We start from the raw sequence: 15,499 nt of genomic DNA on the forward strand, positions 1-15,499 counted from the left end.
CTCGATAAGATGGACATTGTCTAATGACAATACTTGTCCGGCCCAACTACCGCTACTGCCAGTAACCAACTGCCTATCCAAAATCCCTGTTGCATCGTTCTCCCTCGTACTTATGGATTAAAATCGTCTAACAGCGCTTACTGGACTTGAAAAAACTGCGCCAGTAGCTGCCGAAATATTAGGGGTTGGTCGGCAAAGGCCATATGTTTGGCAAATGGTACGTTGCATAGCTGAGCTTGCGTGAGGCGCTGAGCGATATCAAACACAACGCTGCGGGCGATCAGCGGATCGTCATCACCACGGGCGACCAGCAACGGGCAGTCAATGGCATCGACCTGTTCGTTAGGGTAGCCCGACTCGGTTGGATCAAGCCACATGGTGACGAGCTGCTTAACGAGGCGAGGGAAGTCGGCTTCGGGATTAAGCTGCTGATAACGCTGATAGACCTGTGGCTGGCTGTGTTGGCGCTGCTCGGCAGTGGTGGCTAAAAAAGCATCTCGGCACACGAGTGCGTGCTCAATATGCCAGCGTGCACCAATGGTGAAAAGCTTATCGATGTTCAGAGACTGACTGAGCGAGGCAAGTCGATAGCCGACAATCCCGCCATCACTAAAGCCCAGTATCTGACAATGAGTGATCCCAAGTGCGGCTAAGAGCACCTCAACATCTTTTTGCAACTGCTGGTAACTTAATGGCACATCGCCAAGAGTTGAGCGGCCGTGGCCGCGACTATCAATACCGATCAGTTGATAATGATCAGAGAGGGCTTCGAGTAACGGGTTAAAAACTTCCATCTGCTGGAAGCCACCATGCAAAACGACTAAGGTGGGTGATGCGGGCAAGCCATGGCATTCGTAGTAGATCTGGGCACCGGCAATGGTCATTGTGGAGCCGAGCTGATGGCGAAACTGGGCCATAAACGTCCTTTAAATTTGAGATGATAAGGCATAATGGTCGATAAGTTAGCAGGTATTTTAATGTCAAAACGCGATCGATAAAAATTATTTTATAAATAGTCGATTCTAAGCATTGATCAATAAGCGGGCGTGGATAAGATGATGCAATTTGATGGGTTGGTTTGTGATAAAAATGTGGCGACGATAGAAATTTTATCATCTCGTGAAATTATTCCTGAAGAGCTTACTGAATGGATAAAAGAGGCATTTGATCAATCAGTTACTCCTGAACAAGGGGCTGATTGGTGGGTCTGGCCAGTACACATTGGTGAATTTTGGCTCTTGCGTTATTGCGAGTTGACGATTACTCTATGGCTTGAGTTGCAAGCTCGCAGTTTGTTTGAACAGGCTGCACCCGAAGCTTGCAGTATCATCTCTCGGTACATTGACGTTCCTCATGGTTAAAGCTGTCCATAGTCGTATTGTCAACTGAGCACTTTAAGTGTTCGGTATTTTGCACGTCTTTATTTAAGAAACACGAGCTGATGATCATGGTCGCGGTGTTCGAGTGGAGCCTTTTGGGCAACCCACAGAAAGTTATTGTCCACAGCGAGTGGGATGCTATCCCCTGTTTCGTCAAGTTAATGTGACTTGTTAATATATTGTTTTTTAAGCATAAAAAATAATCGTTCCGCTATTTTTGTATGAATAGTGGATGTTGTGCTATTTTTTAGTAACAGAGTTATCCACAGCTTTCACTGCTTGCTGACTGGTGCTTAGTTTGGAGCTGTGGCATTATGCCGCCCATGTGCTGGTTTAAATATGAGTAATGGCTGATGGCAACAATTGCTGACAATCCTCTCGTCCTCATCGATGGTTCTTCCTATCTATTTCGCGCCTATTATTCGCCGCCTCATCTGACCAATGGCAAAGGTGAAGCCACCGGTGCTGTGTATGGTGTGGTCAATATGTTACGCAGCCTGCTGCGTCAAGTTGACCCTAAACGGATTGCAGTGATTTTTGATGCCAAAGGGAAAAATTTTCGCCACGAATTATATGCTGACTATAAAGCGAATCGTCCGCCGATGCCGGATGATCTGCGTAGTCAAATTGAACCTTTGCATGCCATTATTCGTGCCATGGGGCTGCCACTCATCGCCCAGTCTGGCGTGGAAGCTGATGATGTGATTGGCACGTTGGCCAAGCAAGCCTCTAAGGCTGGCTATCAAGTGCTCATCAGCACTGGCGATAAAGATATGGCGCAGCTGGTGGATGATCAGATCATGCTGGTCAATACCATGACTGACACTTTGCTTGATAGTGAGGGGGTCGTCGACAAATACGGTGTGCATCCTGAACAGATCATCGATTATTTGGCGTTGATGGGCGATAGTGTTGATAACATTCCTGGCGTACCCAAATGTGGCCCTAAAACAGCGGTTAAATGGCTGAACGAGTATGGTTCGCTCGATGGTCTATTAGCTCATCGAGATGAGATTAAGGGCAAGATTGGTGAAAATTTGCGTGCTTTTGCCGATCAACTCCCTCTTTCATATGAATTAGCAACGATTCGTACCGACGTGCCGCTCGAGCTAAGTATTGAGCAGTTAGCGATTCAACCGAGCGATCAAGATAAGCTCGTTGCTTTGTTTGGCGAGCTGGAGTTTAAACGCTGGCTTGCCGAATTACTTGAAGCGAAAGCAACCCCGCAATTGCCAATTGGCGCCGACGCATTGTTAGTCAATGAAGACAGCGATGATAATGGTGCTGCCCCAGAGGCGCTTCACGGTGATTACGAACTTATTTTAACTCCCGCTCAGCTGGATGTTTGGTGCGCGAAACTCAAAGCTGCTGATTTAATCGCCCTAGATACTGAGACGACCTCGCTTAACTATATGCAAGCTGATTTAGTCGGGCTGTCGTTTGCCGTAAAAGCAGGTGAAGCCGCTTATGTGCCGATTGGTCATGATTATCCCGATGCCCCAGAACAGCTAGATAGGGCTTACGTATTGGCGACTCTCAAGCCGCTTTTAGAAGATCCAACCTTAGCTAAAGTTGGGCAAAATCTGAAATATGATCAAAGTGTTTTGGCCCGAGCCGGGGTACAGCTTAAAGGGATCAAGTTTGACACCATGCTTGAATCGTATGTGCTCAATAGTACTGTGACTCGGCATGATATGAACTCATTGGCCCTAAACTATCTGCAGCATCAATGCATTAAATTTGAAGATGTGGCCGGGAAAGGGGCTAAGCAGCTGACTTTTAACCAGATTGACCTCAAGCAAGCTTATCCCTATGCTGCCGAAGATGCTGATATTACCTTGCGACTACATCAGATTTTATGGCCGCAAATTCAGGCTCAGCCACGCCTTAAGCAACTGTTTGAAGAGGTGGAACTGCCGCTGGTAGCGATTCTATCCGATGTTGAACGCCGTGGTGTGCGTATTGATAGTGTGCGCTTGGAGCAACACAGCGAACGCTTAGCGATTCGCATTGAGCAATTAGAAGCCAAAGCGCATGAGCTTGCAGGAGAGGTTTTTAACCTAGGCTCACCTAAGCAATTGCAGCAGATTCTATTTGAAAAAATGCAATTGCCCGTGGTGAAAAAAACGCCCAAAGGAGCGCCATCTACAGCCGAAGAAGTGCTCCAAGAGTTAGCGCTTGATTATCCATTGCCTGCGACCATTTTAGAGTATCGGGGCTTGAGCAAACTCAAATCGACCTATACCGATAAACTACCCAAGATGGTGGACTCGCTGAGTCACCGACTACATACATCGTACCATCAAGCGGTGACTGCCACGGGGCGATTATCGTCGAGTGATCCAAACTTGCAAAATATTCCTATTCGTAATGAAGAGGGACGCAAGATCCGCCAAGCCTTTATTGCTCAAGACGGTTTTAAACTGGTGGCGATTGATTATTCGCAAATTGAGCTGCGTATTATGGCGCATCTTTCGGCCGATGCCGGCCTCTTGAACGCCTTTGCTCATGGCAAAGATATTCACCGAGCGACTGCCTCTGAGGTATTTTCTGAACCTCTTGAGCAAGTTACCCAAGAGCAGCGACGCAGTGCCAAAGCCATTAACTTTGGTTTGATCTATGGCATGAGCGCCTTTGGCTTATCACGTCAGCTCAATATTGGCCGCAAAGAAGCACAACGTTATATGGATACCTATTTTGAGCGCTATCCGGGGGTACATCGCTATATGGAGGAAACTCGGGCGCAAGCGGCGGATGATGGGTTTGTTGAAACGATCTATGGTCGACGTTTGTACTTGCCGGATATTAAAGCGCGTAATGGTGCGCGCCGCGCAGGTGCTGAACGCGCAGCAATCAATGCACCGATGCAAGGTAGTGCAGCAGATATCATTAAAAAAGCGATGATTGCGGTAGCCGATTACATTGAAAACAATCAGTTAGGTGAACGGGTGCGCATGTTGATGCAAGTTCACGATGAATTGATCTTTGAAGTGGCAGAATCAGAGCTTGCAACGCAAGTTGATGCGCTCAAATCCATTATGGAGCAAGCGGTCAAACTCGATGTTCCACTGATTGCCGAGGCGGGTGTCGGGGACAATTGGGATGAAGCGCATTAGTTTTCAAGCGTAAAAAAGATGAAACCTGCCATTGAGCAGGTTTTTTTGTCTATAAATCCAGTAATTTTGTGAATAAAATTTATGAAATTAGACAACAAAACCACTTTATTTTTTGGGATATCTCCCTTATATTAACTGTGTAGGGTACAGAGGTAAGATGTTCTATCTTTCAGACCTTTTATTTCACGTAGTTGAATAGGCTTTATAGCTGCCCCAGTAGCTTTCTACTGGGGCTTTTTTTATGCTTATTTTCGTCAATAACTTCATATTTTGAGCATTGGTCACAGTTTTAATTAAAATAATTTGACTACGCTCCTGCTGTTGTACTGTGTAATAAAATTACATATCTGTAATAAAAAATCCCCATTTTGGTGCAAGTCTATCAAGTGGTGAGATTATTTTTTAAGCAATTTCACTTAATTTGATTATTTTGCGGGTGATGAGGAACTTTTATGGTGCAACGCAGTCTGATGTATAGAACGTGAATAGTTTTTTTTAAGTTATAGTCCGAAGTATCATTTCTCCGCAGCTTACACTGGCTGCGGAGTTTTTTTTGCCTACCCAATTACTCGCCCGGTTGCTCGTTGTCCAATTGTTCGGGTGTTGCGCCAGTCAACCAACGACTTAGCGTTGCCTCTAAGGTTGTCAAGCCAGTTTGTTTCAACGATGAAAAGGCTTCGATTTGCACATCGCCACAAAATGCCATTGCCGCTTCGCGACATTTTAATACCGTGGCTTTACATGCACCTTGTTTGAGTTTATCGGCTTTGGTTAATAGCGCCAGTACCGGGATGTCACAATCGACAGCCCATTGGATCAAGTGCTGATCGAGATCTCGCAATGGATGACGAATATCCATCAGCACCACTAGACCTTTCAGGCTATCTCGATGCTGCAAATACTCAGATAGTGATTTTTGCCACTCCTGTTTAACCGTTTCGGGTACTTTAGCAAAGCCATAGCCAGGCAGATCAATTAAGCGCTGATGTGGACTCAATTCAAAGACGTTGATTAATTGGGTTCGTCCAGGAGTCTTACTGGTTCGAGCTAAGCTTTTTTGCCGAGTAAGGGTGTTTAAGGCACTTGATTTACCGGCATTTGAGCGGCCAGCAAACGCAATTTCGATGCCTTCATCCGCGGGCATAGCACGAATATTTGGGGCGCTGGTTAAAAACCGCGCTTGGCGAAAATTAAGCGTATCCTGAGTCACGCTATTACTCCTTGATTAGCGCGAAAGCCGAGATTGGCTGTCGCAGTGACACACATCTATAGGACGTATGGGTCAGGTTTGGATCGCAGAGTGTAGCAAAGAGCGGCGAAGCTCACTACATACACTACCTAATGTTTTCATGATAATGACACAAACTGATAAATCACAGTTTGTTGAAAGCTCCACCAGTGGTAAAATCGCTGCCCATTTAAACAATACAGTAGTATATAGCCTCTGTGTGATAAGCTATTTATATCTACTTTGCTGACACGACCGAAGGGTTCTATGGCGAACAAAAAGAAAAATCGCAAGGGCGGCCTATTAGCCCCTCGTAAAACTGCAGATTTTAAAAGTGAACGAGAATTGCCCACCGATAAGGTCACAAAAGGCAAAGGCCATAAAAGTGGTTCTCGTCAACAAGTTGCTGAATCAACAGTAGCTAAATCAACGTCAAAGCCTGCATCCGGTGATCGTCGCGTGGGAAGCAAAAAGCCCGTGCAACTGGTTGCTGCGGGAACGTTGGCGAAAAGTGCTGATAAAGTCGTTAAAGCCAAGGTTAAAAAAACTGTGGTGCCAGCGGTGCCAGTTGAATCCAAACAAGATGAACTGGCTCGCTTAGAGCAAGATGCGCGGCTTATTGCGTTATTGGATCGCAGTGATGAAGGGGAGCAACTCGCAGATGCTGACCAACAGTGGCTGGATAACTGCTTAGATCGGATTAGTGTGCTGATGGATGAGCTTGGCATCAATGACGATGACGATGACGATCTTAGCGAGAGTGATGACTGGGATCAGTTTGACAGTGGCGATCTAAGTGACCTCTATGACGATGATGAGGAAAGGAAAAAATGATCGTCTGGGCGATTATAGGTGTCATCATTATTGCTGGATTATTGGGCTATTGGTTGTATTTATTGCGCTTGATAAACGCGCGCCAGCAGCTCCAACACCAGCAGCGCAAGCAAACGCTTGATATGCACCGTGACCGTATCGCCCAAAGTGTTGAAACGATAGCCAAAGCTTGCTTCGCCGAGCAATGTGAGTCCAGCGAAGCGGCGATTCGTATTACCCAACTATTGCTTGCCTATCCAGAGCAGCCTGCGCGTGATTGGTCAAAGCAATACCCCGGGCTATTTGGCCTCTATCAGGCGATCGCAGATTTGCCGACTCACCAAGCGCGAATGAGCCAAAGCAAGCGAGAACGTCGGACGCAAGACGTTTATCGATTAGAGCAAGAAAAGCAGTTCGCGGCGCAAGTTCGTGGTGAACTTGAAGATCTCAGTGAGTTTTTTACCGCAGGAGCGAAGCGTTAATGAGTACATTTACAGTGGATTGGGATCAGGCGTTAATTGAAAAATACAATTATGCCGGGCCGCGTTATACCAGTTATCCGACTGCGCTAGAATTTAACCAAACCTTCGGTTTTCGTGAGTTTCAAGCGGCGGCCGCGCGTTATCCAGAGCGCCCTTTATCCCTGTATGTGCACATTCCTTTTTGCCACAAAATTTGTTACTACTGCGGCTGCAATAAGATTGTCACTCGCCATCAACATAAAGCTGATGAGTATTTAGATGCGTTAGCCATTGAAATGACAACCCTTGCTCCGTTAGTGCAAGGCCGACAGGTGACACAGCTGCATTGGGGCGGCGGTACGCCAACCTTTTTAGATGCGCCGCAAACCCGCCGTCTGATGACACTTTTGCGGGAGAACTTCTGCATTGCGAAAGATGCAGAGATTAGTATTGAGGTTGACCCGCGAGAGATTGGGCTCGACAGCATGGATCTCCTTGCTGAACTTGGTTTTAACCGTTTAAGTCTTGGTATCCAAGATTTTAATCCTCAGGTACAGCAAGCAGTGAATCGGGTGCAGGATAAGGCTTTTATCGAGGCGCTATTAACACGGGTGAAAGCGGTTGGGTTTGGCTCAATTAATCTCGATTTAATTTATGGCTTACCGCATCAAACGCCAGAAAGCTTTGCCGATACGTTGCAGCAGATTAAAGCCCTTAATCCAGAGCGCCTATCGATTTTTAACTATGCACATCTGCCGAGCCACTTTGCTGCCCAGCGCAAGATTAAAGAGGCTGATTTACCGACGGCTGAGCAAAAGTTGACTATTTTACGCAGCACCATTTTGGATCTCACCAAAAACGGTTATCAGTTTATTGGAATGGACCATTTTGCCCGCCCTGATGACTCATTAGCGATTGCCCAGCGCCAAGGCAAATTACACCGCAACTTTCAAGGTTACACCACCCAAGGTGAATGCGACTTGCTTGGCATGGGGGTGTCGGCCATTAGCATGATTGGCGATGATTATAGTCAGAACCATAAAACCTTAAGTGATTACTATCAACAAGTCGCCACGCAAGGCCATGCGCAAACCAAGGGACTGGCGCTGAGTCAGGACGATATTATTCGTCGTGATGTGATTAAAAGCTTAATGTGCGATTTTGCCCTGAACTTTGCAGATATTGAGCAGCGTTTCACGCTCAATTTTGCTGACTATTTTAAAGCGGATTTAGCGCTACTCGTTCCGCTTATCGAGGATGGCTTAGTCGTGGTTGATGCGCAAGGCATTGCGGTGAGCGCGCGCGGGCGCTTATTGATTCGTAATATCGCGATGTGCTTTGATGTCTATTTTCGCGACCAGTTGCGTAAGCGCCAATTTTCTCGAGTGATCTAAATTAAAAATTATTTGATACAGAGTGATCTCGTACTACTTGATTGAACTTAAAAAATTAAGCTAATCAATGAGTATTGGCCACTAGCTCAATCTATTTTAAAATAGAGTGTAAACATTTTTTTACAGATTTTATAGCGAGTCATCTGCCTAGTACCTCTTGGAATTGATCCTTTTTTTAATGACAGATTAATATAGTCAATTATTAATATTGATTTTGTCAGTTAAAGGATGGGTATATGATATGTAGCGCTTGTGGTAAAAAATTAACGAGTGGAATGATCTATAAAATAGATGTATCTACGGGTCAAAAATATAAATCATGCCCGCATTGTTCAGCGGCGAATGGTCAAGAACATGTTTTCCATCCATATCCTGCAAATTTTGGTAAAACACCTGCGCGGACCTCTGCGAAAAATCCCCACGGAGCACAAAGCTATTGCATTGATTGTCGAGCTCTTAACAAAGGGGTAAAATCACGTACCTTCCAAGATGGTGTGTTATGTCGTGAATTATCTTAAGTTTTTATGAAGTTATTTTGTCAGGATGCGGTGAGCTGGCTATCTCATTTGGATGAGTCGAGCGTGGATTTGCTGATTACCGACCCACCTTATGAATCGCTTGAAAAGCATCGAAAAATCGGTACCACGACACGGCTAAAAGTGAGCCAATCCTCCAGCAATGCTTGGTTTGATATTTTCCCGAATGATCGTTTTGAGAGCTTATTTGCAGAGATCTATCGCGTATTGAAGATAAATACGCATTTCTATCTTTTTTGCGATCAAGAAACCATGTTTATGGTTAAACCTATCGCCGAACGAATCGGGTTCAAATTTTGGAAGCCGATTATCTGGAATAAGATGACCATCGGTATGGGGTATCATTATCGTGCCCAGCATGAATACATTCTTTTTTTTGAGAAAGGAAAAAGAAAACTCAATGATCTGAGTATTCCAGATATTCTTACCTACAAACGGGTATACCGAGGCTATCCCACGGAAAAACCTGTAGGGTTACTCGAAACGTTGATTTCGCAAAGTTCTGCGAGTGGTGAGTTGGTGGTTGATCCGTTTTTTGGCTCAGGGGCCACATTATTAGCTGCTCTTAATCTTGGCCGAGATTATCAAGGCTGCGATCTCAGTGATGATGCCCATGCTTATTTTAAGCAGCGCTTAATTCAAGCATGAGCGATAACGGTTTTGACTAGAACTTGAGCGCATTAGGGCTAGCCCATGTCGAGCTCTTTCAGTTTGCGGGTAAGAGTATTGCGTCCCCAACCTAGTAGGCGAGCGGCCTCTTGTTTGTGGCCATGGGTATGTTTGAGCGCAGTGCTTAACAATATTCGCTCAAAATCGGGAACCGCTTGAGCAAGAATATCACTGCTGCCTGCAAGCAGTTGTTTTTCTACCCAGCTTTGTAACAGCGTGCGCCAATCCCCGTCATGACTGACCGGTTCGTGCAAGTCTTGATGTTGCGTGAGCTCTGGTGGCAAGTCTGAAACTAAAATTTCTTGGCCACTGGCCATCACAGTGAGCCAGCGACAGACGTTCTCTAACTGGCGTACGTTCCCTGGCCATGGCAAATGAGTTATGTATTTTTGCGTATCAGGGTTGAGTTGTTTAGGTTCAACACTTAACTCTTCGGCAGCGGATCGTAAAAAGTAGGCAGCCAATGCTGGAATATCTTCTCGGCGATCTTTGAGCGCAGGTAGTTGGATACGAATAACGTTTAAACGATGGAATAAGTCTTCTCGAAACTCTCCTTCAGCTACTTTCTTTTCAAGATTTTGGTGGGTTGCGGCAATGATGCGCACATTTACCTGTACCGGTGAGTGCCCTCCGACCCGATAAAATTGGCCATCGGCCAACACCCGCAGCAAGCGTGTTTGAATTTCAAGGGGCATATCACCAATTTCATCGAGAAAGAGGGTGCCGCCGTTGGCTTGTTCAAAACGCCCATTGCGAATTTGGCTTGCGCCGGTAAATGCGCCTTTTTCATGACCAAATAGCTCTGATTCGATTAAATCGTGGGGAATAGCAGCCATATTCAGGGCTATAAATGGTAAATTGGCACGTGGACTATGCCGATGTAGCGCATGCGCTACAAGTTCCTTACCGGTGCCAGATTGACCATTGATCAACACACTGATGCTTGAACGAGAGAGCCTGCCAATAGCGCGAAACACCTCTTGCATGGCGGGCGCTTCACCGATCATCTCGGAGGGTGACGCTTCATCAGGAACGCTGGAATGCTGTTTTTGCTGCTCCTTGGCAAAGTTAAGCGCGCGTTCGGTGAGCACGACTGCCTCATCTACATCAAAGGGTTTGGGCAAGTATTCAAACGCCCCGCTTTGGTAAGCGTTCACTGCGCTATCGAGATCTGAGTGCGCAGTCATAATAATAATCGGAAGGTCCGGATGATATTTATGAACCCGCTCGAGTAGCGTAATACCGTCTAAACCTGGCATCCTAATATCGGAGATGATGACATCAGGACGTTCAACGTCTAATTGGCTTAACATCAGTTCGCCATCAGCAAAACTCATACATTGGTAGCCGACAGCACTTAACGCTTTTTCTAATACCCATCGAATAGAGCTGTCGTCATCTACAATCCAAATTGTTGCAGCCATAGTGAAATCCTTACTTACGCAAAGGCAAATGAATCACAAATTCGGTGTGACCAGGCCAACTGGCACAATCAATTCTGCCTTTATGTTGATTAATCAAATTTTGTGAAATTGAGAGCCCTAATCCGGTCCCACCATCACGACCTGTGACCATGGGATAAAAGAGGGTGTCGGCTAATTCGGCAGGTATCCCAGGGCCATCGTCAATCACCCGGATCTCGACCACTAAACGATAGCGTTGTCCGGCGATATTGACCTGATGAGCGGTGCGAGTCACCAGTCGAATATGACCCTCACCACGAGGGAGCAACGCTTGCACAGCATTGCGTACAATATTCAAAAATGCTTGTTGAAGTTGTTCATGATCCATTTCAAAATCGGGGATGCTGGGGTCATAATCGCGTTCGATCACAATGCCTGGTGGCAGTTCTAACCCTACTAACTGGCGAACTTTTTCAAGCACCGAATGAATGTTACGCAGCTCTTGCTGGGCGAGCCGTTGTGGCCCCAGTAGACGATCGACCAGGTTGCGTAAGCGGTCTGCCTGCTCAATAATAATATTAGTAAATTCTTTTAGGTTTTCATCGGGTAGTTCGCGCTCAAGTAGCTGAGCGGCACCGCGAAGCCCACCTAATGGGTTTTTAATTTCATGAGCTAACCCTCTAACGAGCTCTTTGGCTGCTTGTAGCTGCGCATGCTGATGCACCTCTTGTGAGATTTTTTTCTGTTGATCAATAGGTTTAAGTTCCAATAACAGCAATGTGTTTTCTTGATAGCGGATCCGAGTGGCGGAAAACTCCACCATTGCCGGTTTGTTATCCACTACGAGTGTTACTTCACTATCGGTAAAACTCTGCCCATGTTGCATCACTTCATCGAGGATGCTCATCTTTAAGGTGGTGTGATTAATCAGATGTTGAAAAGGCTGATTGGCTAAGCGCCGTTTACTTTGGCCAAGAAGCTGTTCGGTTGCTGTATTGACGTATTGGACGACCTGCTCTTGGTCCAGCAATATGATACCGGTAATCATATTATCTAACATGACTCGGTTTAGTCCTGATACTTCTAACACACAGACCTCCTTAATGGGCGTGCACTAAATTAGTGCATAACCTAGCATGCGGGTCACAACAGTCATTGACGAATTATTTTTTGATACGATTATAGCGCCGAACTGCTGCTATAGCGTGCAACTGGTCCATTTAGAGGACCCGCAATTGGCAACTTTTCTGATCTGTTGCAATAATCTTGCCGAATGCGCTGTGATGGCACTGGATTCTTATTTCATAAAAAAGCCCCGCAGGTGCGGGGCTTAAAAGACCAACAGAATCCCAGCTTAACAGCTGTAGTACATTTGGAATTCAACAGGATGAGTCGTCATATTTAAAGTGACAACTTCTTCTTGTTTGAGTGTGATGTACGCATCAATTGTAGTGTCTGAGAATACGCCACCAGCAGTCAAGAAGGCGCGGTCAGCATCAAGTGCTGCCAATGCTTCCCCTAATGAAGCTGCAACTTGTGGAATTTGCGCAGCTTCTTCAGCAGGCAGATCATACAAGTCTTTATCCATTGCATCGCCAGGGTGGATCTTGTTTTTGATCCCATCCAGGCCAGCCATCAACATCGCAGAAAATGCTAAATATGGGTTGGCTGTTGGGTCAGGGAAACGCACTTCGATACGACGTGCTTTGGGTGATGGTACCACTGGAATACGAATCGATGCAGAGCGGTTACGGGCAGAGTATGCCAGCATCACAGGGGCTTCAAATCCTGGGACCAAACGTTTGTATGAGTTGGTTGACGCATTGGCAAAGGCGTTGATTGCTTTGGCATGTTTGATGATACCGCCAATATAGTACAACGCTGTTTCAGACAGGCCGCCATACAGGTCACCCGCAAACAAGTTTTCTCCGGCTTTAGCCAGTGATTGGTGACAATGCATACCGCTACCGTTGTCGCCAACTAATGGTTTTGGCATAAAGGTCGCTGTTTTGCCATAGGCATGTGCGACATTGTGAACGACATATTTGTAGATCTGAATTTCATCGGCTTTTTTAACCAATGAATTGAATTTGCAGGCAATTTCGTTTTGACCAGCGGTTGCAACTTCATGGTGATGTGCTTCAACTTCTAAGCCCATTTCATCCATTAGCAGACACATAGCGCTACGGATATCTTGTGAAGAGTCAACAGGGGGTACTGGGAAGTAGCCGCCTTTGATACCTGGACGGTGACCGGTGTTGCCATCTTTATAGCTTTTGCCTGAGTTCCAAGCTGCTTCCATGTCGTCGATCGCATAGAACGCACCTTGCATCTGTGCATCGAATCGAACATCGTCAAATAAGAAGAATTCAGGTTCAGGGCCAAAGAAAACTTCGTCAGCGACGCCTTGCGCGCGCATGTACTCTTCAGCACGCTTGGCAATGGAGCGTGGGTCACGGTCATAGCCTTCGAGCGTATCAGGTTCCAAAATGTCACAACGGATATTTAACGTTGTTTCTTCGGTGAATGGGTCAAGCACAGCGGTAGTAGCGTCTGGCATCAGAACCATGTCAGATTCATTAATTCCTTTCCAACCCGCAATAGATGAGCCATCAAACATTTTCCCTTCTGAGAAAAAGTCATCATCAATTTGGCTTGCTGGTAGTGATACGTGTTGTTCTTTCCCTTTCGTATCGGTGAAGCGTAAGTCGATAAACTTAACTTCTTGCTCTGCTATAAGAGCGAGAACTTCTGCAGACATGTAGTAACCTCCGGTGTCATCAATAATGATGGCGCATATAAGTAGGTGATTGATGTAATGATTATACTGATGCCCAAAAAGCAAGCGAGTTTCGTGCCAATCATTTCAAATCAGTATTGGCAGGCCTTAAGCGCGCGAAGCTCCTCAACATTGCACTGAAACAATGCAATATTCATTCTGAATTGTAACTTTTTGGTGCAACAGCCGCGAGGCTAACGATACACTTGAATCACTATAGTGCCGACTTGTTTATCGCGCCTTGGCGTCCTCAACGCTACGCAGTCAGCAACCTTTTTGCACGATCTAATTGCATTTTTTAATTTGTAGCAATGCTGATGGCCTTTCATCATATGCCGCAATGATGAAATTTAGGTGACACAATAGAAGACCCAACCTGTTATAAAATCGGGTATTTCGTCGCGAATAAGTAGGTTCGTCGTATCAAGTTTTTGGGATAGATGCCGATAGCCATCTAAATTTGAACAACTCGATGCAGTTCTTTCGTCGTAAAGGTAAAGGTGAGGTTCTGTACTACTATGGCGTTTGATTGTAATAAAGCCATGTTTAAAAAGCTGTTCTCTAAGTCGAACACATTGTCGGTGAATGACCAGCCATTAACACCTACGGCATTTCGCCGATTGTTAATGTTTGCGATTGGTTGCTTTATTGCTATTTGGATCATTGAAACTACCGAATTTACGCTGGCAAGGTTTGATGCATTTGCTTATCCCATCTGTATCAGTTGTTTTGCTGTGGCGCTTATTTTGAGTTGGCTACAACTTGTTCCGGAAGCGCATTTACATCTATTCTGTTACACCGTGATTGCCATGGATCTCATTGTTACCAGTGTGTTGCATCACCTGAATCCGTATGGACATTTTGGTGATACCTCCCAGTGGTTGGGCCTTAACTATGCGATGGCATACCTTTTTTTAGAATTACGCAAAGCCATTTGGGTAATGACCGTGATGTTTGTTATTACCCTTGTTGGGCACTATTGGGCAATGAGTCAACACGCAACCCTTCAACAAACATACAGCGTCTTGCTAGAATTAGGTGTGTCACATGTCGTATATATTGTGCTGCTGGGCACAGTAGTAACCATTCGGGTTGATAAAGCCAAAGCGCAGGCGCGGGCAGATATTTTAGAGCATGAAGCGTTGACCGACCCGCTCACTGGTATCTTAAACCGCCGTGGTATGCAAAAGAAGTTTGAAAATTACGCTTTTCACCAGCAAAACAGTGATTACTCACTGTTAATTATCGACGTGGATCACTTTAAGCGGCTTAATGATAATTATGGTCATTTGGTTGGCGATCAAGCGCTCGTTTCGTTGGTTGAGCTACTCATTATGCAGATCCGCAGCGATGATATTTTGAGCCGTTGGGGTGGTGAAGAATTTGTGATCCTTACATTTGGTTATAGGCGCTCACAGGTGCTTGAATTTGCCGAACGATTGCGTCAGAGCATCGCTCAAATGAAGATTGCCGGTGGTCACACGATTACAGCCAGCATTGGCGTGTCGCACAGTTATGAAGCCGATTCGCGCCGAGAGATGTTACATCTTGCTGATATGAACTTATATAAGGCGAAACAATACGGCCGCAATCGTGTGGTTGATTGTGTCATCGCGCAGCAGTTGACGACAGAGGGGAATTCAGTCGCCGATTAGCTACTGTATTCAGCGTCAAATCAGTCAGATGAGACTAAACATTGTATTGATTGGCAGGTTTTCATA

At 45.7% G+C, this 15,499-nt stretch carries 13 protein-coding genes; 8 read left to right on the forward strand and 5 right to left on the reverse strand.

Translation table 11 applies throughout. The features are described 5' to 3' along the window. Positions 1-137: 137 nt before the first annotated feature. Positions 138-917: an alpha/beta fold hydrolase gene (locus tag ABUE30_RS13475; protein WP_408624323.1), complete on the reverse strand. Its 780-nt coding sequence runs from the start codon at positions 915-917 to the stop codon at positions 138-140. A gap of 138 nt (positions 918-1,055) precedes the next feature. Between ABUE30_RS13475 and ABUE30_RS13480 the strand changes: the two genes are divergently transcribed. Then, positions 1,056-1,361 (forward strand): hypothetical protein, encoded by a 306-nt coding sequence (locus ABUE30_RS13480; RefSeq protein WP_408624324.1) that lies wholly within the window; start codon positions 1,056-1,058, stop codon positions 1,359-1,361. A gap of 371 nt (positions 1,362-1,732) precedes the next feature. Then, positions 1,733-4,495, forward strand: coding sequence for a DNA polymerase I (gene polA, locus ABUE30_RS13485; RefSeq protein ID WP_408624325.1), 2,763 nt, complete (start codon positions 1,733-1,735; stop codon positions 4,493-4,495). A 565-nt stretch (positions 4,496-5,060) separates the two neighbouring features. Here polA and yihA read toward each other — a convergent pair. Then, complete coding sequence (gene yihA, locus ABUE30_RS13490; protein WP_408624326.1) at positions 5,061-5,705, reverse strand: ribosome biogenesis GTP-binding protein YihA/YsxC; 645 nt, start codon at positions 5,703-5,705, stop codon at positions 5,061-5,063. A gap of 285 nt (positions 5,706-5,990) precedes the next feature. Between yihA and yihI the strand changes: the two genes are divergently transcribed. The 5 genes from yihI (at position 5,991) to ABUE30_RS13515 (ending at position 9,575) form a co-directional block, all read left to right on the forward strand. Further along, entirely contained in the window at positions 5,991-6,557 is a 567-nt protein-coding gene (gene yihI, locus ABUE30_RS13495) for a Der GTPase-activating protein YihI (protein WP_408624328.1), read from the forward strand. Further along, positions 6,554-7,018 carry a DUF2489 domain-containing protein gene (locus ABUE30_RS13500; protein ID WP_408624329.1) on the forward strand — a complete coding sequence of 155 codons (465 nt, stop codon included), beginning with the start codon at positions 6,554-6,556 and terminating at the stop codon, positions 7,016-7,018. Before yihI ends, ABUE30_RS13500 begins: the two co-directional genes overlap by 4 nt. Beyond that, the gene (gene hemN / locus ABUE30_RS13505) at positions 7,018-8,391 is read left to right on the forward strand and encodes an oxygen-independent coproporphyrinogen III oxidase (protein ID WP_408624330.1); all 1,374 of its coding nucleotides are present in this window, start codon (positions 7,018-7,020) and stop codon (positions 8,389-8,391) included. The genes ABUE30_RS13500 and hemN overlap by 1 nt, the downstream gene beginning before the upstream one ends. Positions 8,392-8,627: 236 nt before the next feature. Further along, positions 8,628-8,909 (forward strand): hypothetical protein, encoded by a 282-nt coding sequence (locus ABUE30_RS13510; protein ID WP_408624331.1) that lies wholly within the window; start codon positions 8,628-8,630, stop codon positions 8,907-8,909. A gap of 6 nt (positions 8,910-8,915) precedes the next feature. Then, the gene (locus ABUE30_RS13515) at positions 8,916-9,575 is read left to right on the forward strand and encodes a DNA-methyltransferase (RefSeq protein ID WP_408624332.1); all 660 of its coding nucleotides are present in this window, start codon (positions 8,916-8,918) and stop codon (positions 9,573-9,575) included. Between the two features lie 38 nt (positions 9,576-9,613). Here the strand turns inward: ABUE30_RS13515 and glnG are convergent, their stop codons facing one another. From glnG to glnA, 3 genes are all read right to left on the reverse strand, one after another. After that, positions 9,614-11,020 (reverse strand): nitrogen regulation protein NR(I), encoded by a 1,407-nt coding sequence (gene glnG, locus ABUE30_RS13520; protein WP_408624333.1) that lies wholly within the window; start codon positions 11,018-11,020, stop codon positions 9,614-9,616. Positions 11,021-11,030: 10 nt separating this feature from the next. Continuing rightward, complete coding sequence (gene glnL / locus ABUE30_RS13525) at positions 11,031-12,059, reverse strand: nitrogen regulation protein NR(II) (protein ID WP_408624366.1); 1,029 nt, start codon at positions 12,057-12,059, stop codon at positions 11,031-11,033. Between the two features lie 294 nt (positions 12,060-12,353). Continuing rightward, a complete protein-coding gene (glnA, locus tag ABUE30_RS13530) occupies positions 12,354-13,760 on the reverse strand; it encodes a glutamate--ammonia ligase (RefSeq protein WP_408624334.1) in 1,407 nt (468 codons plus the stop codon). Between the two features lie 536 nt (positions 13,761-14,296). Here glnA and ABUE30_RS13535 point away from each other — a divergent pair. Beyond that, entirely contained in the window at positions 14,297-15,433 is a 1,137-nt protein-coding gene (locus tag ABUE30_RS13535) for a GGDEF domain-containing protein (protein WP_408624335.1), read from the forward strand. Positions 15,434-15,499: the final 66 nt, after the last annotated feature.

Source organism: Celerinatantimonas yamalensis (assembly GCF_046054155.1).
Classification (GTDB): domain Bacteria; phylum Pseudomonadota; class Gammaproteobacteria; order Enterobacterales; family Celerinatantimonadaceae; genus Celerinatantimonas; species Celerinatantimonas yamalensis.